The following is a 25,043-nucleotide window of genomic DNA, read 5'->3' on the forward strand; positions in this document are numbered from 1 at the left end:
ATGGCAGCCTTCCAGGATTGAGCCCACATAGTGCGAATGCATCAAGTTTGCACCGGCGCTGTAACGGTTCTGGGGACAGGTATCGGTCTCCGCAAGAATGGTGACGTCCGAATCCAGGCCGGCAATCTGCGCCGCGCCGTCGTACATACGGTTGGCGAAGGTGCGCATTTCAGAACTCAGATAGCGGGCATTATTGATGCGGACAACGAGGGGATTCCCTTTTCCGGCAAGGCGCCGCGAAATGGGGCCGGCATGACGGATGTCGCGCTGACAGGCGCAGAAACTCCCGGGGATGGCGGGATCGGTTCCATCGATCGCCTCACGCATGATCCCGGCAACGCGCATCAGGGAATCAAGCAGGAGTTTGTCATATTCTTGCGCAGCTGCGGTATCAATGCGGAGCGTGTTCAGCAGCGTTTCGCGGGTGAAGGTCCGCCCCAACCGACGGCCGATTTCTGCCAGATGGAGCGGACAGTAGCAGCCGTCCCGTCCGTGCAGAAGCCGGAAGTCATCGTCGATCATGAAAAAGGCCGGCTTCAGCGCGGCGAGGTGCCGGAACGCGTCACGGATATAGTTCTGAAACAAGGGATCCAACGGGCACATCTGGTAGGCGAGGCTGCCGTCGGGTCGGATGATTTTCTCATAGGACGCGGGTTCGTCAGGAATCCAGCCGTGTCCGATGGTGGCCTGCGCCAGGATGCCGACCCGGGATTTGTCACCCTTGAAACCGTCGCGAAAGACTGTGAAACGATCGCCGAGAATCTTCGCCTTGTCCACGGGAGGATCGCCCTCGGGGACTAGGGTGAGCATGCAGGCAATATCAGTGCAGACACCAGTATTGAGAAGGATCTCCGCATCAGCGGCGAGTTCGACCTCGCGACCGGGAATAAGCGGCATCACATGGAAGGTTTTGAGTTTACGCATATTGGTCTTAAGCAAATCCTTACTGGGTTCAACATCTCATCTCCTGTGAATTTCACATTACCCTTCTCAGGTAATATTTATTTTTCCTGCTTTGCTCCAACGCACCCTACATCATGCTCAACATGCGGCGCTTTGTAATCATTAATCCCACCATGGTCCTTCCATCCCCGGTATACCCTCCACAAAAAGAAGTAACTGATTGATGCAAAGGTGGCGGACCAGATGTACATCCAACGATAGTATTCCTCGTCCCCGTGATAAAGCCGCTTCATGAGGTCAAGGGAGAGTCCCGCCACCACACTGCCGACAATTGTGACGATGGAACGTGCCATCGCATCCGCCGAGCCAAACTGGCCAAACTTATCCTTGGGGAACAGCAACCAATTCAAAGGCATGGCGGCCGCCCCTTGTAACTGGGCGATGGGAAATGCAATCAGCGTCAGAATGATGACACTCCTGAAATCATGAACAAAGAAAAAGGAAGCGATCGCCATGATAGGTCCAAAGAACCCGAGCCCGACCAACACCCGCACCGGATGAATCCGATCGCTCAACATCCCCATCGGCACCATGAGCAGTAAACCCGGAATCGCCATCCAGGTATTGAACTTACCCAACTGTTCCAATGAGATTCCCAAATGGAGATAGAACAATGTAGCCACGAAACCACAGGCGCCAGCCACCTGCGCCGCTGCCGACATGGCAAACATATTCAAATAGTAGGGATGGGTGAAACATTCCCGGAAATAGGTCTCAAAACTGGCCAGCAGCCCCGTCTTGTTCCCCACCAGGGGCGTAGGCGGGGGATATTTGCCTTCCTTCAAGCCGAAACACATCGACATGAACCCGACGAAATAGAGTACCGCCGCACCCAGGAAAATAACCCGCATGTGCGTCTGGGCATGGGGAAACACGAAATAATTGAAGGTCATTCCCGCCAACGTCCCCACCACCCGGAAGGCCGCCATGAATCGCGCCAGATAGGCCGCTGGCACCAAATCATTGAAGAGGTAGTAATAGACCGACGAGATGAACATGTTGAAAAACTGGAAAATGACGAGTAACAGCCCGATCACGCCGATGATGATGGTGTTCTTCCCAAAGCCCCCGTGTCCCGCCATCAGCCCATGCACCCAGGCGCCAATTTCAGGTGCAAAGGCAATGGCCACCAGCACGACGGTAATAAACGGCGTGGGCGCCAGCAGGAAAGGAATCCGCCGCCCCCAGGGCCCCCGGTGCCGGTCGCTCCGGAAACTGATGACCGGATTGACAAAGAAGTTCATGGTACTGGGTACCGTCACCAGGAAAATACCCATGACCATGTTGGGCGCGCCAAGGGCCTTGAGTTGCAGGGGGAGGATCGACGGCAGCACCGTTTCCATCAGGCACATGGTGAAATCGCCCCACAGGAGCCAGAAGAACACCACAAACAGCCCGAAGGTCGTGTAGCGCAGCGTGCCGCAGGTATAGACGCGCGACCCGGCGGGGGGGCAGCCCCGCCGGGTCACACGGTCTAAAATCCGGCTCATCATTACAGAGATTTTGAGCATAGCCATAATTTTAAAATACTTTCGCCAGCGCCAATGTTCTTATATCCCTACGGCATTTCACGTTACACTTCTCGCATTGCAACTAACCCTGATGGATTGATATTCAGGATAGGGAGAGACCTTTGGTTTGCACTCCACAGGGTGGTTTACCGACATCTCAATTCCTGTTCCCGTCCTGCACCATTCAGCAGAGATTTTACCATAGGGGGTCATCACTTCGCCTTTCGCCTGGAAAAACCGGTCGCAATAAGGCGTGATGGAAAAGGTTTTGAAACCAGGAGAAAGAGGGCGGATTCCCAGGATATACGCATGGTAGTAATAAACCGGCAATGCGCTCCAGCCGTGACACAAACTTCCGGCGCCGCCAAATGCAGCTTCGCCATCAATTGTTTCCCAGCAGGTAGATGCCCCGGCCAAGACCATCTTCCCCCAATGGTCATGAATGATCAACGCCACGCATTTCCTGGAGCCTTCATCTTGGTCCATCAAAGCCCTGACGAGGTAGAGCATTGAACTTAAGGTCATTTCCGGAAAGTCGGAGCTGGATATTTTTCGCAGCAGGACCTTCTCCCGCTCACCATCCAGGATATGCTCATTGAGCGTCAACGCCTGGATTAACTGGTGGAAACCGGCATGCTTGCCGTCGAAAATGTAAGTGGACAGGCAATGCTCTTGCTCATCCCAGAAAACTTGAGTTATGGCATGGCCCAGTTCAGCCCTCTTGCCCTCTATCTCTTCCGCCTCGGCAACATTTCCGGACAGCCTCAACATTTGGGCATAGGCTCCCAGCGCTTCGTGCAGAAACAAGTTCCAAGGCGCATCCAATCGCTCACCGGGATCACGATCATTATCAAGTCCCGGCGCCCATTCATAAAAATGCCACAGATCCGGTGATACAGGAGTCCTATACAACCCGGACCCTCCATCTTTTCTGGCCAAAACGACCTCCAGCATGAGCTTGATCTGTCCTGAGAATTTCTCAAAAAGCACGGGCGAGCCTGCATGCATCCAGTGCTCCGCCAAGGCAGATATCCACACAAGGCTGAACATCGGAATGGTGCAGGGGATTTTAGCCGGGGCACACAATTCCAACAATCCGTCAGCGCGGATTCCTCGCCCCAAAAGATCAAACGACGTCGCGGCAAAATCGTAATTGCCAAAACAATAATAGCCGTACAACGCCTGGTTTCGGCCATCGAAGGCGTAAAGGGACTGCTCTCGCCAAGGTGTGTCCTCATAGTGTTCGTGCATGCAACACTTCAACGTTCTCACGCTGATTTCATATATCTTTTCAGCCAGAGTGTCCGATGTCCGGAATTCGCAGGTGGAGATTTCCGGAAGGGCTAAGGGGATAAGCCCAAAATAACGAATTTTCAAGGGGGCATGAAAGTTTGAGACATGAACTTGGAGATAACGTCCGCCCAAACGTCTGAAAGGTAATGTATAGAGATTAATCCCCTCCCGACAAATGTAACGGTCGGCAAAATTGCGCGACCCCATACGAATTCTTATCCGGCCATCCACGACATGCTCGCCATGGCCTATATCAATGACCGTCCCTGCAGGCGCATCCAAGTCAAAATGAATTAGGCCCGTTTCTTCCCGGCCAAAGTCTAATATGAAATAGGCTCCTTCAAACCCATTGTCCGGGATGTTCACGAGTAGGCTGGAACTAGCGCCTCCATCACGATGGAATCCGAAGTTTGCCCACCAGGCATATCCCTTGGCGGCCATTTCCTTCGTAAACACCACATTTCCCCACATGGATACCAGGGCGTCATTTGCCATGGTCTCGGCAAAACTTTCGAATTCTCTTTTTCTTGTAAAATTTCCCTGGGAAAGAACTTTTGCATCAAGCGCCTTTCCCTGCGTCAGTACGGGAACCGGCCGGGGCAGGATTTCCCGCCAGTAGCCGGAAAGCGCTTCGCCCTGTACCGCCGCATCTGGCCAATCCGCATCGTTAAAATCCATGTCCGTCCAGGAACAATCCTTACGCGCATCAAAACAGGTGGTGAACCCCTGTTGCCCCGTGACCTTGGGCATATCCCCGGAAACAAAGGCCGGATGCTGGCGGCATTTCCAGGTCGCATCCGAAAGAATTCCCTTATCTCCGGCATTCAGCGCGACAATCAGCCCCGGCTGTCCGGCACGGTGCTCGGAAAAGTTTTCACCGCGGTGATACGCCAGGATGGCCATGCAGTTACGGCCCTCCTGTAGCTTTCCGCCTACCTCAAACCGGGTATATGTTTTTTCCTGCGGATAGTCGCTGAACTGGCCGCGTCCGATTTCCCGCCCGTTGACAAAAAGAACGAAATCGGAATCGACAGAGATCTCTAAAACCTGATTTTCATGCAGGTGGCGAAGATTGAACGTCTTCCGAAAAACAACATACTGGTGTTTGTTGCTCCCGGATTGCCCGGCCAGCCATATCCATGACGCGTTTAAGATTATAGATTCCGACTTCATCTTTGCCCTTTTCCTTTAAAGTTTATTTAGACGCTTTTTCCGAGGTAAAATCATTATCGCGGAGCAGAAACTTGACTTCACGGCATCCTGACTCAGTTCTAAACCGCTGAACACCCGGGTCACGACAGGCGCCTGCTGCGTCGATGACCTCGAAGTGTTCCGGAATTCGGACGCACGTCGGAAGTGCCCCGTCATCCTCTGCGCGAAACCACAGGCGGCAGTGGTCGCCCTCCATGTTGGCCTCAATGGAGAGCTGTCCCTTCGATGTATGCAGCTGCGTCAAGGCGGTCCGGCCATTCATTTGGAGCCACAGGAAGGGGATACCGGCAAGCAGGGTGACATCATCATCGGCATTTTCAAAGTAAAACGAGGAGAGCATCATCTCCAACACACGACCATTTCCGCTGCCATTGGGCTGAAACGGGGTAAAGGCGGGGTTGCTGATGGAAAATCGTTCCTGAACCTGAAACGTGTCCTGCGTCATACCATATTTCAAGTTCACCCGAGCTGCCAGAAACGCCTTTTTCCAGGCTCCACGCTTGAGGTAGATCTGTTGCCAGACCAAATCCAGGCAACCCATGTAGTAAATCTCGTGATTCATCTTCCCTGTAAAAGGCCCATCCATCAACTGCGCTTCAGCATAGGCGACATAACGGTCAAAAAGACTATTATGCAAATCAATCCCGCCCGTGAAGGCTAAATGGGCGATAGAACACACGACCTCAAAGACCTTGGCATACTTCTCTTCCGGATCGCCCGTCACGATCTTGCGATCGATAAACCCATCCGCCCGGGCCAAACTCTCCGCACAAGTCGTTATGTCCGCGCGATAGTGATCACGTTCCCGCTCGAATTCAAGATGCCGCGGGTGACCCAGGATTTTCAATAGCCGAACGGTCTTGTCCAATCCCCAGAAAGTGTAGGCGTCAGTGTAGGCGATGACATGCCCAACATCGCCATCGGTAGCGCGACCACATGGCATCAGCCCGTACATGGGCGACCGACTACCATCAGGTTTCACCTGGCGCGTGGCCCTCAGTTCTCCCACAATCCAGTCGGCGGCGCGCAGAATACGGGGCAAATAATCCCGAAGAAACGCTTCATCTTTGGACAAACTATAATAGTCGGCGGCCAGGGCCAATGCCGAGCCCGTGCTGTTGATCCAGCGCGGACCGGTCGTCCCCACGGCTCCTTCCAACGTGGTGAACCGGCCCTCTGGTGGAAACCCGCCATCCTGCATTGAGAAAATGAAATCCAGGCCGGCCCTGACCTCCTTGAAGCGTCCCAGCTTGAGCAGGGGCAACAGCATTAAGACCGCCTCTTGCACCCAGATGAGATGGCGCTCATGGCCTGCCCCGCCCTGAGTCGGTGCCAAGCCGGGAAAGTCGGGGAAAGGGACCATCAATTGTAGTGAGGAAATCTGCAATTCCTCAAAGATCCGATCCCAACAACCTGCAGGACAGATCATGCGGGTGGCGCTGACCGGAAACAGGGACTTGAAATGGGCGAGACTCCGGCTGCGATCTGTTTGTGAATCGGCTGATGCCAACATCTGAAGGTCACCCTCGTCAGACTGTTCGTAATTCGTCAGAAGCACGAATGAAAATGCGGCTTCCTCGCCGGAGGCCAAGTCCCGGTGAAAGCGCAGGCATTCCGTCAATTCCGTGAACCGATGCGCGGGCTCAACAAAATAGTCCATATTGAGCACGGCATAATCTTCGGCTGTGAAAGCAGCCTTTTGCTCCCAGTTGCAGGTGAAACTCCCGGGCAATACGCGCCCTACGGTTTTCCCATTACGCAGAATCCGCTCGTCGTTCAGTCCGCACTGTGTCGGGTGCCGGTATTTGGTGTTATCCCAAAAGAAGGGAATATAGTGATGCTCAAAAAGATCCTTTTCGGGCGCGAAACCAATTCGTGCTCGCACCGTTGCAGACCTCGGCCGGCTGCTCGTGTTGGTTACGCGGCAAGTGACCCACAGGCAATCGCGGTCTGGCCGGTCACCCGGAACGCAAAAGTATTCGAACCGGTAAAGCAAATCTGCAAAATACTCCACCGTAGCCACCGGATATTTCCCCTCCGCAAGAGACATACGACTCGAGCGGCCTTGCGGCACAAAGGGAGGATCAGCGGGGAGCATTTCAACAAGCATGACCTCCAATTGTCCGGCTTTGTCCTGGTGCCCGGTATCACTTACCGACAAACCCGGGATAATCCGGCGGCGGCAAACATTCAACGAACAGTCCACGTGAATGAAATCGGGCGAATGCACGGCCTGGATCGGCAGATGCACGGTCTGTGGCGGAGTCCATTTACAGATATCCTCAGACAAAATTTGCGCCCACGTTCTATGGTCAATCATATGATAGGTTAGATTATCTTGTTTCATCCATGATGAGTTTGAAATTTCTGTGTTCTGTTTCATTTGCCACTCACTCCGTCACCGCTGGGTTAAATTTCAGGGCATTTTTTCCGGGCGATAACTTCCGTTCCTCGCCCTTCCAGGCAAAAACTCCGTCCATTCCGGCTGGCAGGCATACTATGGCCTCCAGCGAATCGCCGCTCCCTCTTTCGAGCCTTACTTCGATTTCGCCTTGGGGATGAGGGAGCGTGCCGGCAACCCTTTGCAGGGGCCCGGGCATGGGCGCAATGCGGACGCGGCTGAAGCCCGGCGCATCGGGCCGGATTCCAAGGATAGTCGCATAGCAATGAAACAAGGGATGAGCGCCCCAGGCATGGCAGTCCGAGCGTGACGGTTCCGGCTCTTCAAAGGTTGTCTTGAAACCCTGTTCCGGCAATTGGTGCCAGAGCTTCAAACGCTCAAAGAATAATTTATCCTTGCCTAGCAAGCGGTAGGTCTCGAACAGATAATGCGTGAAGTATATGGTCGCTTTTGAAAGACCGCCTGACGAACAGAGCGAGATTCCTATCCTGCGTTGTTTGCTTTCATCGAGAAGCCCACCCAAAAGGGCCAGACACTGCGCATGTTCGCTGAAGAACTCGTGTTGGGCATCATCCGCGATCAGGCCTCGCGCTTCGTTCCAGAAGACCCGCATTACGGCATCGGTCACCCTCATCGCCGTGGCGCGGTCACGGTCGGCAAGTTGGTGCTCGCCAAAACTCGACTCCATTTCCGCTTTCCGGAGAAGCACGAGGGCGAAATGCAGATTCAATACGGAACTCGGAGCGAAATCGGCTTGGGGAGGAATGCCCGCCGGCCAAGCCAAGGGTTCCTTGACCCAGTCGGTGAAGTTCCAGCCGTTCGGTGCCGCCATGAGGCCGTCCGGTTGAAGCAGAGATCGGAACGCCTCGGTCACGGCCCGCACGCCCGGCATTCGCTCTTTGACAAACGCCTGATCGTCGCGCCACATCCAGTAGTCGTGAACCATGCATACCCACCAGAGGGAAAAAGGAGGGATGACCTGACAGACCCGCGATGGATAGCGGGACTGTGTAAAACCGGAGTTCCTGCGGGACCAGTCGAACAGCAGCAGGGCCTTGCGGGGTAGGCGCGCGTCGGGCGTCATGGCATAGGTTGTCAGAACTTCAAGCCGCGTGTCTCCAATGTACATGAGCTGCTCATAGTAAGGGCAATCCATGTAGGTTTCGTGGGAACACATCTGTATGGCGCGCTCGGCAATGGGCAGAAAACGTGAGAACTGCACGTCGGAGGCGTCGAAATGCCCCTCCATTTTCAGAGGGTATCCTGTGCAGCGGAGGCTTAATCGTTCCAGGGTGACCGGAAAATCACCCGTCGTAACCGTCAGCTCGAGATAGCGTCCCGCTTGCCACCAGAGCGTCGTGAACAGGCGTTGTTCTCCGCCATCGGGCAGAAATTCATCGCCGACTCCGCCCCGGAAGAACTTGCCTTCGATTTCATCGCGCTGCCCCTTACCTCCGCCATCGGCTTTTCGAAAGAGCCCCTCTGCCCACTGAAGGCGGATCTGAGTTCCTTTTCCGCCGGATACCAGCAATTCGGGATAGGCGCAATAATAGTTCTCGAGATCAATCAGCGCGGTCCTGCTGGTTTTGGCAGGGATGTGCACCGGGGCAAGCCCCGAGAGCCATTCGCTCCATCCCCGGGCCTCAGCCGCGAGATGCCGGTTCGCCGCGACGGGATAGGGGGCGATGCCTTCCGCAAGATGCCGCAAGACACCGGCCTTGGCAGGCTCATCCAGCATGGGCGGGAGTGCCGCAGGCATCAGCATCCAGTAAGGCGGGGTCTCATTTTTCCATGCGGCAGAAACCGCCATGGCGATTTTTTGCGCCTCCCTCCACTCGAATTCGCCACCGCCGCTTTCCCATTCCCATGGATAGGACGCGCCGTCGACCCGCACGTTCCAGCCGGTTCCCCACGTATCGCCGGGTGCTATAAATTCAAGGCCCGGCATCAAGGCCGCCTCCCATTTCGCATGCCCGGTCGACAACGGTTCGAGCCATACGCCCTCGGCGGCCAGCATGAAGCCGGGCCGCACGCTCATCTGAGCATAGGGTGCCTTCTCACCAAGCCACCACGTCTGAACCGCCAGCAGATGTTCGCCGGCAGGAACCTTTCCTTCATAGGTCTCGAAAAACCAATGTTGGATGTCACCCCGCTCAGGGCCCCTCCCAAAGTCTCGCCCGTCAAGGAAGATCCGATAGCGGTGGTCGGCACTCACATGAAGCCGCAGGGTGGCGGCCTCCTCCAGGTTAAATTTCAGGCGGAATACCGCCACAGAGGGCTCCGATAACGAACGCTCAGGATGATCCACCCACCAGGCCGGCCAGTTCCCCCATCTCGACCAGGCCCAACCCGGCTCAAATTTCGACCTCTCTATAAAAGGCTCGGCATTGATCATTGTCCTGCGCATAAGATGGTTCTTCATTTTAATCTTTCGTCTTTATTATCTTCGCCTCGAACTCAATCCGCTACATTTCCGTTCTCTGAACTTAACAGAACTTCGGATTGTCCTCCAAAGATTATCACTTCCGCCCTGCCTCCACCACTTCACGCGGCAGCAGCAGGTCGCGGGGGGACGGCGCGAAGTAAGGCGGCACGGTGAGAAGCAGGAAATGACCGCCCCTCAGGTCTTTCACTTTCCACAGGTGACCGTCCATTCCCTGAGGCACATCGATTTTCACGTAGCCGGCATTATCAAAGTTTTTCACAGCCTTCCCTTCAGGATTAAACAGCACCCCGCGTCCGGTGAAATGCGCACCAATGATGGATGTTCCCTTGGGTACATAAAAATACAGCGTGCTGGTCTCAGCTGCGCCCTGAGATTGACAAGGGATATCAGAGGATGAGGTGACGGTCCAAGATTTGCCTGGGTCAAGTTCGAGCTTTTGCCAACGCGCACCGCTTAGAACGATCCAATGAAGCCCCGCATGGGGTGACTTCACCACAAGATCACCCGTCTTCCCGAACTCGACATCCACTTCGGCGACAGACACCGGCACGTCCTCCGCCTCTTTTGCGGACCATAGTTCGACTTTAGGCCGGATCTTGCCCAGGGGTCTCCCTTTCGAATCCGTGCCGCAGGTCACCTTAACATGCCATTCGGAACCGGCCTTCTCCGCCCAGGTGTAGTAGAGGATGTTATGCACCGCCTGCCCACCAAGCCATCCCGGCGCGATCGTTTTTTCTCCTGTAAGGATGGGGGCGGCTGGCACGAGATCCTGACTGAAGCTTACGGGCTTGAAGTCCAGTTTTGGATTGTTTTTTACTCCATCGGCCTCGATCGCCAGAATTTCTTTCTTTTCGTAGGGGGCTCGTGGTTCCCATAAGGATAGTTCGGGACTGATGCGTTCTTCCGGCGGAGCCTGTATTTCCCAGAGCGGGACGCCGCGCCCGAAAGATTTCCTCTCCTCCTGGGTCCAGCCCAGGGAGCGATCCCTCCCGGATAGATCACGAATGATGCCATAGGCGTGGTTCGTCGAATGAAACCGGGCCCGATAGAGATGGGAGAACATTTCCTGCGCCGCCTGCTGCCTTGCTGGACCGGATGCATCGGCGTACTTTTTGTAAAGTTCCAGATAACGCACATAAAGGGTGAGATCATCAAGCCGGGCATCAATGGCCGCTCCGGGGGTTTTAAGGCGGGCGGCCTGGATCGATTCGTAAAGCCGACGGAAAAAGGCGGGCGCGAGAACAGGACTGTTCCCAGAAGACAGCGCCTCGTAATAGGGTCGGATCTCGTCTGCCACCGGCCCGAAGCAGTTTATGAGAAATTCCTCTTTAAGCCCGTCAACAAAACGGGTGTCATTGACGTTCCAAAGCATGCGTGCCACCGAGTAATACATAAACCCGTTGATGCCCCAGTTGTCCCCTGACTCCGCGCTGTAGAGACGCGCGCCCCAGTCATGGTAATCCTTAAAGCGTCCGACAGATTTATGGGACGGGAATCCACCGGCGCAACGGGCGGGAATATCGTAGTTGGCCGCCGGGTAAGAGAGATAATCCCGTATACCCAAGGTGGCACCCTGCTTTTTCCAGCCGTCCATCTGTTCTTTCAGGCTCAGGGAAGTCCCGCGGAATGAAGTGGCGACCAGAATGAAAACATTCTTATGTACTTTGATCGTGGGCGGCTCGGCATGCTGGTTGTAGGCATAAAGGCCGACGGCACGACCCGGGAAATCTTTCTCCATCACCGACGCTACGTCATTGGCCAGAGTGATCGCCTGGTCGGAAGGTGAACCGATGCTCTTCGCCTCCGCGCTCTCATCCCACCCGCCGCCGTCGCTGGGATCCATGGAAACGCTCATCTGCTCGGGGTGATTACGTAATTCCGCTAACTTGTAATCAACAACAAGCTGCCGCAGACCGGGATTGGCGACGTTAAACTTGGCTCCCTTGCGCTCGCCTCCCACCATGGCCAGATACTCGGGATGTTTGAGGAAGACGTCCTTGTTCTTCGCAATGATTCCGTCGTAGGTATGTCCGGCGTTGATGGTGAACCCGCTTTCCATCCTGTTTTTTTGACACCAGTCCTTATACAAGAGTCCGCGCTCAGGATAGGTCCCAAAGGTGAACCAGACTGATCGCATAATATAGCTCGGTTTCTGAACTTCGTCATATCTGGCGGTGAGCCGGGGAACCGAGGGGACAATTTCCCAGGTTGGACCGGGAAAATACTGGCGATACCCCTGTCGTCCCAGAAAATCCCACATGGCATTTTGCGCGCCGAGATCACTGGCCCCCACCAGGAGCAACCCTCGAGCATGCGTGAAGAGCAGATACTCCTCCGTGCGCTGTGGATCTGCCGGATTGGCATCGAACCGTTTCGGCAATGCAGGAAAGTCCTCCTGACGCCCGAGCACGATCCCCGCTGAGCCGTCCCCTTCTTCTATGGCGAAGCCCGCACCGGTCATCTTTCGCAGATAGGAGGACAGCACCACCGCATTGGTGCGGGTCAGCGCGGAGGCATTCTTCGCGATCACAATGGGAAATTCAGCCTTACCCTTTTTCGCCAAACAAAGCTTGCCGTGGTGATCGGACACGCTCGTACAGGATGATAGGCAGAAGCTGATGAAGAACAGCAAAACAGGTAATAGTTTTCTTACATAGCGATTCATTATAATGACTCCTTGCGGGACACGGTCCAGAGCATAGCAGGGCCGGTAATGCCGCCGGTTCCCAGCTCATTGACCTCCCGATTAGAAACTTTAATGACAATCACGTTTTCCTGTCCGAACCGGATCGCGCCGGTACAATCGAATTCCCAGGCTTTGCCGATGGGAGCGGCCCCCTTGGCCAAGCAATCCAGTTTTTCTCCATTGATCCAGGCGGTTGCCATATCGTCAATACCACCCAGCCAGAGGTGAATCGTCTCGCCCTTGAATTTTTTATCAACGTTAACGGCGGTACGGTACCAGGCCTCGCCCTTGTAATAGCGCAGTCCCTGGTTGCCCCAGGACTCGGAATATGTTTTCATTTTCAGCCAGTTCTTAGGCCCCATGGCTGGTTTGTAGAAGCCGAGGGCCTCGCCCCCATTTAGCGGATCCAGCATAAATAACCACTGATCCGGAAGCCTGGCCACAATCCTGTTACCCTTCTCAATCCCCTCATATGCCGAATCGATTGATCCGCCCCAGAAGCGTTTCAAGTATGCGACTGGGATGTGAGCGAATAGTGGTGGAGTCAGTTTATTGCCTTCGAGAATCATTGAGGAAACTTTCAGGTATTCCTCTTTGGATTTCTTGAAATCGCCATCGTTGAAAGCCGCCATCATCACAAGATTTGCCTTCCCGTACTCCTGCGACATCCGTACACGTTGAATTCTCTTCGCGAAATCGGATTCCGGACTGGTCAATTTCTCCGCCGCACTCAGTTGTTCATCCAGTTGGTTCAGGATATCGGTGGTAAGGATATGCGGGATGTCGAACACATTCCCCGTATGATAATCGGCATGACCATAGGTATCCTCCAGGATATCGAAGAACTTACTTATCGGCTGAGCCGCAGGCCCATATAATGCCTTGAAATAGTCATCCATGATGGCTTTGGCGTCCGCTTTCGCACTCCACATCAATTTGCTCGCCAGATAGAGCGACGGCCCATGAAAGCCCCAAATCGGCATGCATTCAACCCGGCAGCCCACAATCTTGTTATTGTAAAAAAACGGGAGTTCATCACTGATCTGCCGGATCATACTGAAAGGGAGCCCTTGGTCCGAAAGATTGAAATAATAGCCGCGATAGTATATTTCGCAGCCGAGTTCCTGCCAGCGGGCGATAATCTGCTTCATATACTGACGTTCAGGACAGATGGGATTTTCAATCGAATGAAACCGGCAGAGGTCAATAGGAGCAAATACTGGAAGGATGTGCTTGTCCGGCATTTCCTTAACGGGCGGACGCATCAATTGCCCATAGCAGTAAAAAGCAATACCGGCGTCAGGGAATTCCTTATGAACTTCCGCCAAGACAAGATTATAGAATCTAACGTAGCGATCCGTCGCCGATATTTTTCCGTGCAACGGATCCATTTCGCTGGCATCCCATGGGGAGGAGCCAAAACCCGCACCGTCATTAGGGGACATTGAAATATATTTTTCGCTGGGATTCTTGCGGAAGTATTTCAGTGCCGCCTCAATGGCCAGACGAAGAACTTCTGGATTGCTGACTTCAAGTTGGTGCGTCGGCTGCCCGTTTTCCTGGCAAAACATCTCTGGGTGGATTTTTGCATCAGCCTTGATCGGAAGCCCGTGTCCTCCCGCCCCAAATCCGCCCAAACGCATCCGCTTCGCCCACGTCCCGTCGCCGATGGCCTGGAGATGGCGGCCTTTGAACGAGGGAATCTGAATGGTTTGCTGGATTGGCAGTGCGATCGTTCTGGTAGACGGGATGATCGTCCCCAGATCGCCAGGCATATACCAACCGACGCCCAGTTGTTCCAGAAGCTCGTAGGCGGCGAACAAAGTCCCTTCCGGCGCCAATCCGGCTAGCCACACACCGTCTTTCTGCACCCTGAGCATGAATGCGGCAGGTTCACTGCCGGAGTCCCTACTGAGTTTTTCAGCCTCGGGACAAAGGCTCAGTCCGATTTTGACAGGGATGAGCCCGCCCACCATGTCGACATTTGTGACAATCCCAACTTTAACTCCGGATATTTTCTCAAAAAAATCAGATAATTCATCGGCGGCAAGCTTCTCATCAGGCTTCGGCGTAGCTGGCAGCACCAGGCACACTTTGGCTTGCCCTTTTTTCACCAACTCGAGGTTACCCGCTGAACAATTCAGAACTGTCAGTGATAAAATCATCCCTGACAAACCGCCAATGAATCCCTTGAACTTAGCGCTTTTATACACTTTCATAATTTCTGACTCCCTTATTCTTAACCGCATGTTTCCATTCCTGCACCATCATCAAAACCGTCACCATTCCGCCTAAAACTCGCAACATCACCACGCCACGCCCTCGAACCGCTGTTCCACATGTAACTGATCCTTCATCGATTATTCCTTATCGTCACTCCCTCTTCATGAGGACGCGAGATTCATATTTCCTGATATCATCCATAAAACAAAATCCAGGCGGAACGTTGCTTTTAAGACAATAGTATTCCCATACCGCTCCCAGCGGGAGCATCTTTGCCTCCTCCTGTAGGGCAAGACGTCCGGTAAAATCCCGCTTATTTTCAAGATCGCACAGTATTTTATGTGGCTCCAAGAGCGCGTTCAGTAGCGCCTTCCGCATATTCCGCACGCCAATCACCCAGGCCGCAACACGGTTTATGCTGGCATCAAAATAGTCCAGGCAGAAATTAATGCGTTTCAGGTAATCATACCGGACGGATTCCTGCGTGATGGAAATGAGCTCGTCGTTCAGCACCGGAACATGGTCACTGTCCCAGCGCACGCCCCGACTGATATGGAGCAGAATTTCATCAAGGTGACACATTACGGCCGACAGCTTGTCCGCAATGGATTCGGTAGGATGAAAATGCCCGGTATCCAGGCATAGAAGTTTTTTCTTTTTTACCGTATATCCCAAACAGAAATCATGGGAACCTACAGTATAGGATTCAACTCCAATCCCGAAAAGCTTGGATTCAATGGAATCACGCAGATATTTATGCGGCAGCGTATCGGCGAAGATTTCATCGAGGGAATCCTGCAATCTCAACCGCGGGCTCTGTCTGTCAGCCGGCGTATCTTTGAAACCGTCAGGAACCCAGATATTGCAGATTGACGGAGCACCCAGCTTCTTACCCATCTTCGCGGCGATCCGCCGGATACTTTTCCCGTGATTGATCCAAAACTGCCTGATCGCCCGATCAGGATGACTCAAGGACATCCCATTGTCCAAATTCTTATGGGAATAAAAGGCGGGGGCGATATCCATTTTTAAATTATGATGTTCCGCCCAGTCCATCCATTTCGAAAAATGCTCGATACCGTAGCCATCACGATCAACCCCGTTGAACATTCTGTCAACCTGATGGGCCTGAAGACAGACCCTGTGCCGCCCGGGAATCAATTTCAACGCCACCTCCAGATCGGCCCGCAGTTCATCGGCGGTTCGAGCTCTTCCCGGATAATTACCCGTTACCTGACAGCCCCCAGTCAGCGAATGCTCATTCCTTTCAAACCCGACTACATCATCTCCCTGCCAGGCATGTATGGCGATTGATATCGAATCAAGCCTGAGAAGAGCAGAGGAAACATCAACTCCGTATTCTGCATATTTGTCACAAGCGCGCTGATAAGCCTTCTCGGTTTCTTTCATCATCTGCCCCTTTTGTTGATTCGGCATACAGAGTCATTCCCTGATCGGTTAATCGTTAAGATTTTCTGACTGGATAGCTCATAAGTTTCAGTATCGATCAATGCTTCGACGGGGCCTTCTCCGAGATAACAGAGCAAGTAAAATTCATGTCCGTTTTTAATCCAGCCGGTAATGCGGATATCTGTCGAACCTGCGGATTGTATATCCTGCAGCCTCGGCAGCTCATTTTTGATCATGGTTTCGGTTAACTCGTTAAATGGAGCCCTTCCAAATTCCTCAATACCATCTGGCGTCTCCAGAAACCGCGGTCGCGTCCCAAATTGATAAATCTTTAACTTTAACTCAGTGTAGTGTGCCAGCAAATCCCAAGTGGCTTTGCTCCATATGGACGAACCCGGAACTATGATATGGGAATAAGTCGCATTGCCAATGGTTAGCTTGCCATTTATCATCGTGGCGCTCTGGAAGTCCGCTTCATCCAGTAACTGGATTCCGACATGCGCTTCCAGGCATGCCAGGACGAGCGCCGTCAACTCCCCCCGCAACCCGCCCGGCTCGAACTGCCAGAATTTTCCGAGAAGATGGAAGGACTTGATCGGCCATAAAATCGCCACAGGGGCGATTTGAGAGGCACCAAGAAGCAGTTCCTGAACGGACGTTAAATCTTTTGACAATTGCAGCAACCCGTCCCTGAATTTTGACGCAGGACCGAAATCAGGCGGGCATTCAAACTCGCGCTCTCCCCTGAGCGAGTGAAAAATCCCGTGCACCACGGGCGTCGTCATCCCCATCACCGTCTGCCAGTTTAAAATCTTTCGAACGGTTTCGTCGGTGCAGTCCTTTCCCGAACAAGCCAGGGATTCACTCATCACTCCGGTCATCTGATGCTGCTGCGCCGAAGATACTGCCGAGAGAATCCCCAGATTGATCAGGGGATGTTGCTTATCCCCGACTGCCGGGATAATGAGGTCGAGGCCGGCAAGAGACAGATATTTCTGCAAGGGCATTAAATTCGAAAGAGTGCCAGCTTGTTGCACGGGATCATCTTCCGGACTCATGTGGCCGACCAGTTTTAAATGATGGCGCCGACACCAGGTGGACACGGGCTTGAGCCACGCCTGTTCAAAACGTTTTCCGCACCATTCCCGGTAATTCACTTTGGAGCGAATGCTCTCAAGGGTTTCACTTTCCGAAAACAGATCAATAAGTCTGGGTCGCAAATCATAGCCATAGTCGTGCTGAAAACTTTCAAGCAACCCGGGCGTCCAAGGGGTATCGCCACAATATTTAGCTTCATCAGTAAATATCGCCGTGATCTCCTTTCCAAACATATCTCCCACGCATTGGAGGTATTTTTCATGAGTGTACTCAATGAATTTTTCAGTAGCCCGGGGATTAAGCGGATCGACATAAAAATTCCATTTCGGGTTAGGCACCGGTTCAACGGTGAACGCAACCAGGCAGTGTTGCTCAGGAATACGCCCTATTTTAACCGCATATTCCGGCGTATAGGCCATGGCCCTGTCCGACGTGTAGAGCGGTGTCGCCGGATAATACCATTTGCTGTCCCAGCTTTTCAGCATCGTCCATTGTCGTCGGACCATACCCACCTGCCGGGTCATCTCGGTAACCAACGCCGCATCGCCCTCTGAGAGTAAGGCGCAGAAGAGCAAGGTCCCCGTTGCAGGAAAACACCACAGACCATCCTGCGTAATGTCCCCTGGTTTCGCCTGATGCATGACGATTCTTTTGGCAATGAATTCCGGATGATCCAGAATGATCCGCCCACCGGCGTTGCCACTAGGGAACGGATCTTCATCGTACAGCCAGATGCCGATCCCCTTCGCGGCTAGCTTCAAAGCCGTCCTGCGGACAAAGTCAAACCAGTCGCTGCTTCCGTAGGGCAGCAACAGACCATCCCGGGGATGCAGACACACTGTCGAGATCTGCGCCTTGCTGAACGCCTCGATCTGACAGTCTATCGCGGAATCGTCACAGCGGTCGTTCAACAACCAGAAATAGGTTAAACCCAAGGGTGGAAATTTGCTCAGCTCGGGCATTGCATCAACCTTCTTTTCCTGATTATTCATTTTGTTGGATTCACCAACAACTCGCCGGTGCGGAACTGATACGAACCCGCATTCGCATCAAAAACAGTACAATTTTCCTGTGTACGGATATTGGTTATACCGTTCACATTTTTTAAAACCTGTCCACTTTCCGTGACCGATGTTTCTGAAGCGCATGGAAGAAAGACGGTGGCGCTGGTATTGGCTGGAATCCTGACCGAAAACGTGAACTCAGTCTTTTGCACATGCCATTCCGTTTCGATGGGCCCGTAGGGTGATTCATAACTTGCCTTTACATGCGTAAGCTCTCCCACTGGCGTAGGACGCAGGATCATGTGTTTGAAGCCGGGACGCTCCGAATCGGGACGGATGCCCGCCAGATATTCATAAAACCAGATGTAAAGATCACCAATGAGCATGACATGGTTTCCGGAATTCATCCCGGGATCAGCCGTATTGCCATTCCATAATTCCCAGATCGTCGTGGCCCCGTTGGCAATCATATAACCCCAGCTCGGGTAAGTTTTTTGCGTGGCGATGGCGTAGGCTAGATCGGGGCGACCATGATCGGACAATACCCGCATCAGATACTGGCCACCGACTAAACCAGTCCCGATGTGACCTTTCGTATCATGAACGATCTTATCGACCAGATTGGTGAATACGGCTGCCTTGTACTTGTCCGGAACCAGACCAAACGCTAGGGATAAAACACTAGAAGTCTGTGTTCCATTATCGTAAACACCGGTTTTTAAATTCAGAAAGCGACCGTTAAAGGCGGTTTTTACCTTTTCGGCCAACCGGTCAAAGCACTCGGCGTCAGCCACTTTGCCCAATAGTCGCGCGGACTTGGACATCAGGCGCAGGTCATGATAGAAGTAAGCCGTGCTGATCAAGGCTCCGTCCGTGTTTCGATGCGGATCGCTGGAGTGGATGAGCGTCAGGGATTCCGGCGGCACACACCAATCCCCATAGGTGTTTTTGTGTATGAGGCCGTCCTCAAGGAAACCAACCATGTAATCTGTCCACTTCTTCATGCTGTCATAATGCTTTTGAAGAATGCGACTGTCGCCATATTGGTTATAGAGCATATGAGGGATGATGATGTAGGAACTGGGCCAAGTTACGCCGTCCGTGTAGACCACCCAGTACGAAGGCACCACATCTGGAATGCTGCCGCTTGGACGCTGGGTATCACGAATATCCGTCAGCCACTTGGCATAGAATGCAGCGAGATCAAACAGGTAACATTCGCCTTTGGATTCCTCTGAGCGATCCCCTAACCATCCCAGGCGCTCGTCCCGCTGCGGGCAATCCGTTGGAATGGAACGATAATTACCCCGTACGCCCCAATAAATGTTGTGCTGGATTTGGTTGAGCAACGGATGGGAACAGGTAAACGCTCCCGCCAACGCCAGCGCGTCATGGATCACCCGGCCTTCAAGATTCTCGACCGTTGCTTGCCCCGGAAAGCCCGTGATCTCGACATAACGGAAGCCATGATAGGTAAAGCGCGGCTCATAGATTTCCTCGCCTTCCCCCTTCAGGGTGTAGACATCCATCGCTTTGGCACTGCGAATGTTGTCGAGGAACAATTCACCGTCAGGCTTCAGGGTTTCAGCGTGACGCAAAACGACGCGTGTCCCGCGCGGTCCGCGAACCTTCAACCGGCACCACCCCACCATGTTCTGACCCATATCAAAGATGAACAGGCCAGGACGTGGCTGGCTCACCGCCGCCGGGCGAAGTGTATCCATCACCCGCATCGGCTCCATCATCTGGGCCGCCAGTGTGCCTCGCGGGGCTTTCACCTTCACCGCTGAATGCCAGCCCGATTCATCGAAACCGGAACGAGTCCAGCCGGCCATATCCAGGCGTGCATCATAGTCCTCGCCGTCATACTCGCTGTTGGCGCGAATAGGACCGGACGTCGTCAGCTTCCAAGATTCATCGCTGACGATCCGGCAGGCACTGCCGTCAGCATAATCCACTTCGATTTGCAGCAGCAATTTGGGGTAATCAGAAGGGCGCGACTGGAGAGGTTGAGTCAGACGGGGTTCAAAATAACGCCCATTCCCCAAAATCACTCCGGCGGCGTTGACTCCGCAGCGTAGCTGATCGGTGACATCCAGTGACACATAGAACACCCGTTTATCGTATTCCGTCAGGGCCGGAGACAACACATGATCACCGACTTTGCGGCCATTGAGGTACAGTTCAAAAAGGCCGAGACCGCTGATATAGGCCGTGGCCCGGGCGACCTGTTTCTCCACCGAAAACTCCCGGCGCAGCATCCGAGCCGGAAGGCATCTGGCCTTCTCGCCAATTTCCTCCCAGGGTTTTACCTCCAGTTCCGTCACGATCCGTATGGATGACCAGGCGGAGTCGTCAAACGACAGAAGTTCCCAGCCCTCGATCTCCTTGCATTCCGAGCGCCACTGCTGATCGGTAACGACACGCATCGGATCGCCCTGCTCGAACTCAAACCGGAACCCCGCCATAAGGCCTTCCGGACGTGATCGAACATTCTCCACTTTAATGGCAATGACATTCCTGCCGGCTTGAACCAAATGGGTGATATCCTCCAACTGCTTGTGCCCAATTTCTTTCCCATTGATGAATATCGGAAAACCTCCGGTCGCCACGACTTGGCTGAGGGCCTTGGTCACCCGCTGATCCCGCGGCAGTTCGAATGTACGGCGAAACCAGCAGCAGTCGGATGTGACCTGATCGCCTCCATACCAAATCCATTGTTCCCAGAGTGGTGCGGAAAACCGTTTTTCGTCAGGCCCGATCCAGCTTGCCTGCCAATCTTCTATCCGGAGCAATCCCATCGTCCACAATGCAGGTTGGCTCCAGCCTGAGACGGTGCCATCCTGGTCCCATACCCGCAATTTCCAATGGCAGGCCATCCGTGATTCCAACGGCCTACCCTCATATCCGACGTGGACGGACTGATCTGTTTCAACCCGGCCACTGTCCCACAAATCACCTTGATCACGGGCCAGAAGATCAGCCGTTGAGGCCACTAGAATCTGAAACGCCGTCTGTCGCGCACCGCGACGGTCATCGTTAACCCACCACGAAAGACGGGGTTTTAACTCGTCAATCCCCTGGGGATTGCTCCGGTTCTCACACCGCAAATGGTGCGGGGTGCCAGGCGTTGATTGTTTAAACATCATTGAACCGCTGGTTTTCAAAGGGACACGACCGTGCCCGTTTTCCGCGCCTTTTCCGCTGCAAACACAATCATATGGCTTTCGAGGGAGACCTCAGGTCCCGTGCAGATGACGCTTGAATCGCCTTTGGCGACGGCCGCCAGAAACTGCTTCATCAGGCCAAAATCACCGCCGCCATGGCCACTGAGAATGGTGTTGTCACCATTCGTGATCGCATGCCGGGTCTCCCGTCCAGCTGGCCCAAACAGGAAGTCATTATGGATAATCTCTTCGCCCGTGAATCGCAACGAACCCTTGTCGCCCATTATGAAATAGTCGCGCCCGCCAACCGCAAAGGCCGTAGTAATAAAACCAACGGTGGCCCCATTCTCAAACTCGAGATTAACCACCTGATGATCGCAGACATCGTTGTCACAGGCATAGACGCATCTTCCGTATGGGCCTTCTTTCAACGCTTTGCCCACGCCGGACGGGGTGGTGTCTGCGGTTAATATGTTGACTGGCCAACTATCAAGCCTGTCCAAAGCGTCACGCAGGTATATTTTAACCGCCGAATAAGGACATTGGGACTCTATGTGAGTGGGACATTCCACACATCGGTCTGCCGCTCCAGCCGGCTGGTTCTCGCGCTTAAAATGGCTTAGTCTGCCGAAAGACGAGACCTTCGCACAACGGGACGGAACCAGAACATTTAACAGATCAATGTCATGGCAGCATTTGGCCAGCAGAAACGGGGAAGAGACCTTTTCGTTACGGAAATTTCCGCGCACGAAGGAATGGGCGAAATGCCAGGAGCCAACCAATTCCGTGGCAGCAATATGCTGAACTTTACCAATCAGGCCGCTGTCCACCATGGATTTCAATTTAGCGAACCAATTCGTATAACGCAGCACATGGCAGACGGCCAGAATCACTTTATTCTTCGTGGCGGCCGCGTAGATATCCTGACACTCCTGTTCTGTCGGCGCCATCGGTTTTTCCAGAAGCAGATGGTATTTCATTCCCGCAAGCGCCACCGCGATATCCCGGTGCAGGTTTTCGACCGTGCATACCAGGGCGGCATCGGCGAGCTTCGGCTGAGTCAGAAGCTCCTTCCAGTCATGGAAACATTTCTCTTTCGTCAGGCCGTGCTCTTTCGCAAAGCGTTCCCGCCACTCCTGACGCGGCTCACAAACCGCCACCACTTCCGCCTCCCCGGGGAATGCTTTCGCATACTGAGCGTAACCGGATCCTCTGCTTCCTGCCCCAACCACCACAATCGACACTTTATTCATTGTTTATTTTCCTGTTTAAAATCTGATATCTGTCCGTTTTGGATCAATACGTGACGCCAACATTGACTTTTCCACCGGTCACAGGCAAAGGCTTGTTTTGATCATGAGCCTTGCCATCGACGGTGACGGACACTTTTGCGCCTTTAGTATATTGCACAACATATTCCGTGCCCCGGAAAGAACGCCGATAGCTTTTGAGTTTAATCTCTGCTGGAATCATTTCCGGCCTGACGTGCAAACCGTCAAATTCCGGTGTCATGCCGGTATAGCCGTTATGGATCAGTCGCAATACCCACGCCGCTGTTCCTGTGTACCAGCCAAAATAGGAGGTGCCGGCACGATGCTGCGCCTCTTCCCCGAAGATGCAGTTTGTCAGAACAAAGGGTTCGGCGCCGCTGACGTCGCTGGGATTGGCGTGGTTGTCGGGCAGCATCATTTCCAGATATTTCCAGGATTCTTCTTTCATGCCAGCTTTTGCCAGCGCGTGCAGGAAGAAAGCGGCCGCATGGTTATACATGGCCCCGTTTTCGTAGACGCCGGGCAATTCAGCGCTGACTCGCCCCATATACGGGTCAAAGGCCGGATAGCAGGGAGTAAACAGTCTGAGACCTTTTGCCGTACCCAACCGGTTAATCGTCAATTCCAACAGTTTCCTCCGTCGTTCAACGGGAACGGCATCGGCCAGGACGGCCCAGGCCTGTGGATTCATATAGATCTGGCCATATTCGTTCTTCGGAGAGCCGTAGGGTTGCCCGTCATCACGATACCCTCGGATATAGTATTCGCCTGTCCACGCTTGTGATTCCAGAGCTGCCTGCAACTCGGCAATCCGGGCATCGGAATCATAGGGAAGCGTCTTTGAAGCGAAGGCCGCCATGTTTACAAGTTCCCGCATCGCGGCGATCAGGCTGAAGGTCACCATCGTGCTGTCGCCTTTGCCACGGCGTCCGACACCGTCCAAGCCATCGTTCCAATCGGCAAAGCGCATCCGGCACAGTCCATGTTCGCCCCGATCCCCGAACAGATGTTCCGCAGCCCGGGTTAGATGCAGCCAGACCGGCTCCCGGTCCTTTGTTTCCAGATAAGGCAACGGCTTATCAAGGAAAGCGAGATCTCCGGTTTCCCGCAAATAGTCGGCCACAGAGAGGATCAACCAATAAGGGCCGTCACTATAAGCCTCCGCATCAATGAACGGCTTCCAGGCACGAATGCCAGAGCCGTCCGGTTTCTGGACGGAAAGCACCTCCTCGATCCCTTCTTTCGCCCGCTCCAAATCATAGGCCAACATCCCGGAGGAGTCCTGCAGCACATCACGGAATCCCTTGCGATGGAGAACCCCCAGTCGGTTCTGCCGCTTCGCCCAGGTATTCGCCAATGAATCCAGACCGGGAATGCCGGAGCGTATTTCTGAATTATTCCGTTCCGTCTCACGTTTATCCAGCACCTTCTGTTCCTCTCCGGCAAAGGCCTGCCCATTGAGATACTTCCGGCACAACTTCGCGATATCGGCTGAACCGTTGGTCGGCCCCGTCAGGTAACGCAGCGTTCGCGTCTCACCGGGAGCTAAAGTCAAATGATGATGCATGGCCAGACAGGTTTTCCCGAAGTAACCATCCGTGTTCGAGCACTGCCCGTTTTTCAGCGCCGTGGCAGCGTTCAAATGCCCTGATATCCCCAGAAATCGCGTCCGGTCCGTGTCCATGGACTCATAGGGCGTCTCCGAAGCGAGAAAGACATTATATTTGTCATGCGGCAGTTCAGGAATGCCGTTCTTGACCCAGATCGCGTTGGATTCGGGAACTTTGAAACCCTGGATGAACATGGTCGTGGCAGAATAAAAACGATACTTCTGGATGGAAAAACCCATCAGATTCACTGGCAGGTAAAAGAACAGATCACGGGTGATGGGAGACGAGGAGGTATTGCTGATGGTTGCGGCCCAAAATTCCAGTGAGGCCGTCAAAGGGACAAAGGCTTTCAAGTCAACCTTACAGGAAGCGCTCTCACCGGAAACCCGCCAAAAGGCCGGATGATATTCACATTGGTAGTTCTCCGGCACCGTTCCAAACGGAACCACGAGTGGAGACCAGGCTGAGCCGTCTTCGTTCCGGATAATGAACGAACGTACGTCTCCCTCATTCAGTTCGACATCCCGGCCTTGTTCATCCCAATACCGGGACAGCCCCTGCCCAAATTGATTGATCTGAAACAACATCGTCTCGTTGAATAAATAATTCTGCCAGCAGCGCGGGGTCATTGGATCCGTCAATATGAAACTGTCGAACTTGTCATCCTTTGTGAATTTCCCGTGTTTTGTCATAATGAACGCTTTCTCTTTCCTTTTAATAATTGAACTCAATCAACAACTCGCTCAGG

At 53.6% G+C, this 25,043-nt stretch carries 12 protein-coding genes; all 12 read right to left on the reverse strand.

Going from position 1 to position 25,043, the window contains the following annotated elements; translation table 11 throughout:
- Positions 1–924 (reverse strand): hypothetical protein (locus WCS52_17135; protein MEI6168908.1); only part of this gene is annotated, 924 nt, incomplete at its 3' end.
- Positions 925–1,001: 77 nt separating this feature from the next.
- Positions 1,002–2,480, reverse strand: coding sequence for an MFS transporter (locus tag WCS52_17140; protein MEI6168909.1), 1,479 nt, complete (start codon positions 2,478–2,480; stop codon positions 1,002–1,004).
- A 51-nt stretch (positions 2,481–2,531) separates the two neighbouring features.
- Positions 2,532–4,940 (reverse strand): family 78 glycoside hydrolase catalytic domain, encoded by a 2,409-nt coding sequence (locus WCS52_17145; protein MEI6168910.1) that lies wholly within the window; start codon positions 4,938–4,940, stop codon positions 2,532–2,534.
- A gap of 22 nt (positions 4,941–4,962) precedes the next feature.
- Positions 4,963–7,362: a hypothetical protein gene (locus WCS52_17150; protein MEI6168911.1), complete on the reverse strand. Its 2,400-nt coding sequence runs from the start codon at positions 7,360–7,362 to the stop codon at positions 4,963–4,965.
- A 7-nt stretch (positions 7,363–7,369) separates the two neighbouring features.
- Positions 7,370–9,802, reverse strand: coding sequence for an alpha-L-rhamnosidase C-terminal domain-containing protein (locus WCS52_17155; GenBank protein ID MEI6168912.1), 2,433 nt, complete (start codon positions 9,800–9,802; stop codon positions 7,370–7,372).
- Positions 9,803–9,899: 97 nt separating this feature from the next.
- Positions 9,900–12,491, reverse strand: a complete 2,592-nt coding sequence (locus WCS52_17160) for a DUF4838 domain-containing protein (protein ID MEI6168913.1) — start codon at positions 12,489–12,491, stop codon at positions 9,900–9,902.
- Positions 12,491–14,731 carry a DUF4838 domain-containing protein gene (locus WCS52_17165; protein ID MEI6168914.1) on the reverse strand — a complete coding sequence of 747 codons (2,241 nt, stop codon included), beginning with the start codon at positions 14,729–14,731 and terminating at the stop codon, positions 12,491–12,493. Before WCS52_17165 ends, WCS52_17160 begins: the two co-directional genes overlap by 1 nt.
- A 154-nt stretch (positions 14,732–14,885) precedes the next feature.
- Positions 14,886–16,172, reverse strand: a complete 1,287-nt coding sequence (locus WCS52_17170) for an L-rhamnose isomerase (GenBank protein ID MEI6168915.1) — start codon at positions 16,170–16,172, stop codon at positions 14,886–14,888.
- Positions 16,145–17,767, reverse strand: coding sequence for a glycosyl hydrolase (locus WCS52_17175; GenBank protein ID MEI6168916.1), 1,623 nt, complete (start codon positions 17,765–17,767; stop codon positions 16,145–16,147). Before WCS52_17175 ends, WCS52_17170 begins: the two co-directional genes overlap by 28 nt.
- A gap of 464 nt (positions 17,768–18,231) precedes the next feature.
- A complete protein-coding gene (locus WCS52_17180; protein ID MEI6168917.1) occupies positions 18,232–21,396 on the reverse strand; it encodes a family 78 glycoside hydrolase catalytic domain in 3,165 nt (1,054 codons plus the stop codon).
- Between the two features lie 14 nt (positions 21,397–21,410).
- Positions 21,411–22,667: a Gfo/Idh/MocA family oxidoreductase gene (locus tag WCS52_17185; protein ID MEI6168918.1), complete on the reverse strand. Its 1,257-nt coding sequence runs from the start codon at positions 22,665–22,667 to the stop codon at positions 21,411–21,413.
- A 43-nt stretch (positions 22,668–22,710) separates the two neighbouring features.
- Positions 22,711–24,987, reverse strand: a complete 2,277-nt coding sequence (locus tag WCS52_17190; GenBank protein MEI6168919.1) for a hypothetical protein — start codon at positions 24,985–24,987, stop codon at positions 22,711–22,713.
- Positions 24,988–25,043: the final 56 nt, after the last annotated feature.

This window comes from bacterium, from assembly GCA_037128595.1.
Taxonomy (GTDB): domain Bacteria; phylum Verrucomicrobiota; class Kiritimatiellia; order CAIKKV01; family CAITUY01; genus JAABPW01.

Bases quoted from the DNA above. Each gene is read 5' to 3' on its own strand.
- WCS52_17140 (MEI6168909.1), bottom strand. From the start codon at position 2,480: ATGGCTATGCTCAAAATCTCTGTAATGATGAGCCGGATTTTAGACCGT.
- WCS52_17145 (MEI6168910.1), bottom strand. From the start codon at position 4,940: ATGAAGTCGGAATCTATAATCTTAAACGCGTCATGGATATGGCTGGCC.
- WCS52_17150 (MEI6168911.1), bottom strand. From the start codon at position 7,362: ATGAAACAGAACACAGAAATTTCAAACTCATCATGGATGAAACAAGAT.
- WCS52_17155 (MEI6168912.1), bottom strand. From the start codon at position 9,802: ATGAAGAACCATCTTATGCGCAGGACAATGATCAATGCCGAGCCTTTT.
- WCS52_17160 (MEI6168913.1), bottom strand. From the start codon at position 12,491: ATGAATCGCTATGTAAGAAAACTATTACCTGTTTTGCTGTTCTTCATC.
- WCS52_17165 (MEI6168914.1), bottom strand. From the start codon at position 14,731: ATGAAAGTGTATAAAAGCGCTAAGTTCAAGGGATTCATTGGCGGTTTG.
- WCS52_17170 (MEI6168915.1), bottom strand. From the start codon at position 16,172: ATGCCGAATCAACAAAAGGGGCAGATGATGAAAGAAACCGAGAAGGCT.
- WCS52_17175 (MEI6168916.1), bottom strand. From the start codon at position 17,767: ATGACCCGGCAGGTGGGTATGGTCCGACGACAATGGACGATGCTGAAA.
- WCS52_17180 (MEI6168917.1), bottom strand. From the start codon at position 21,396: ATGATGTTTAAACAATCAACGCCTGGCACCCCGCACCATTTGCGGTGT.
- WCS52_17185 (MEI6168918.1), bottom strand. From the start codon at position 22,667: ATGAATAAAGTGTCGATTGTGGTGGTTGGGGCAGGAAGCAGAGGATCC.
- WCS52_17190 (MEI6168919.1), bottom strand. From the start codon at position 24,987: ATGACAAAACACGGGAAATTCACAAAGGATGACAAGTTCGACAGTTTC.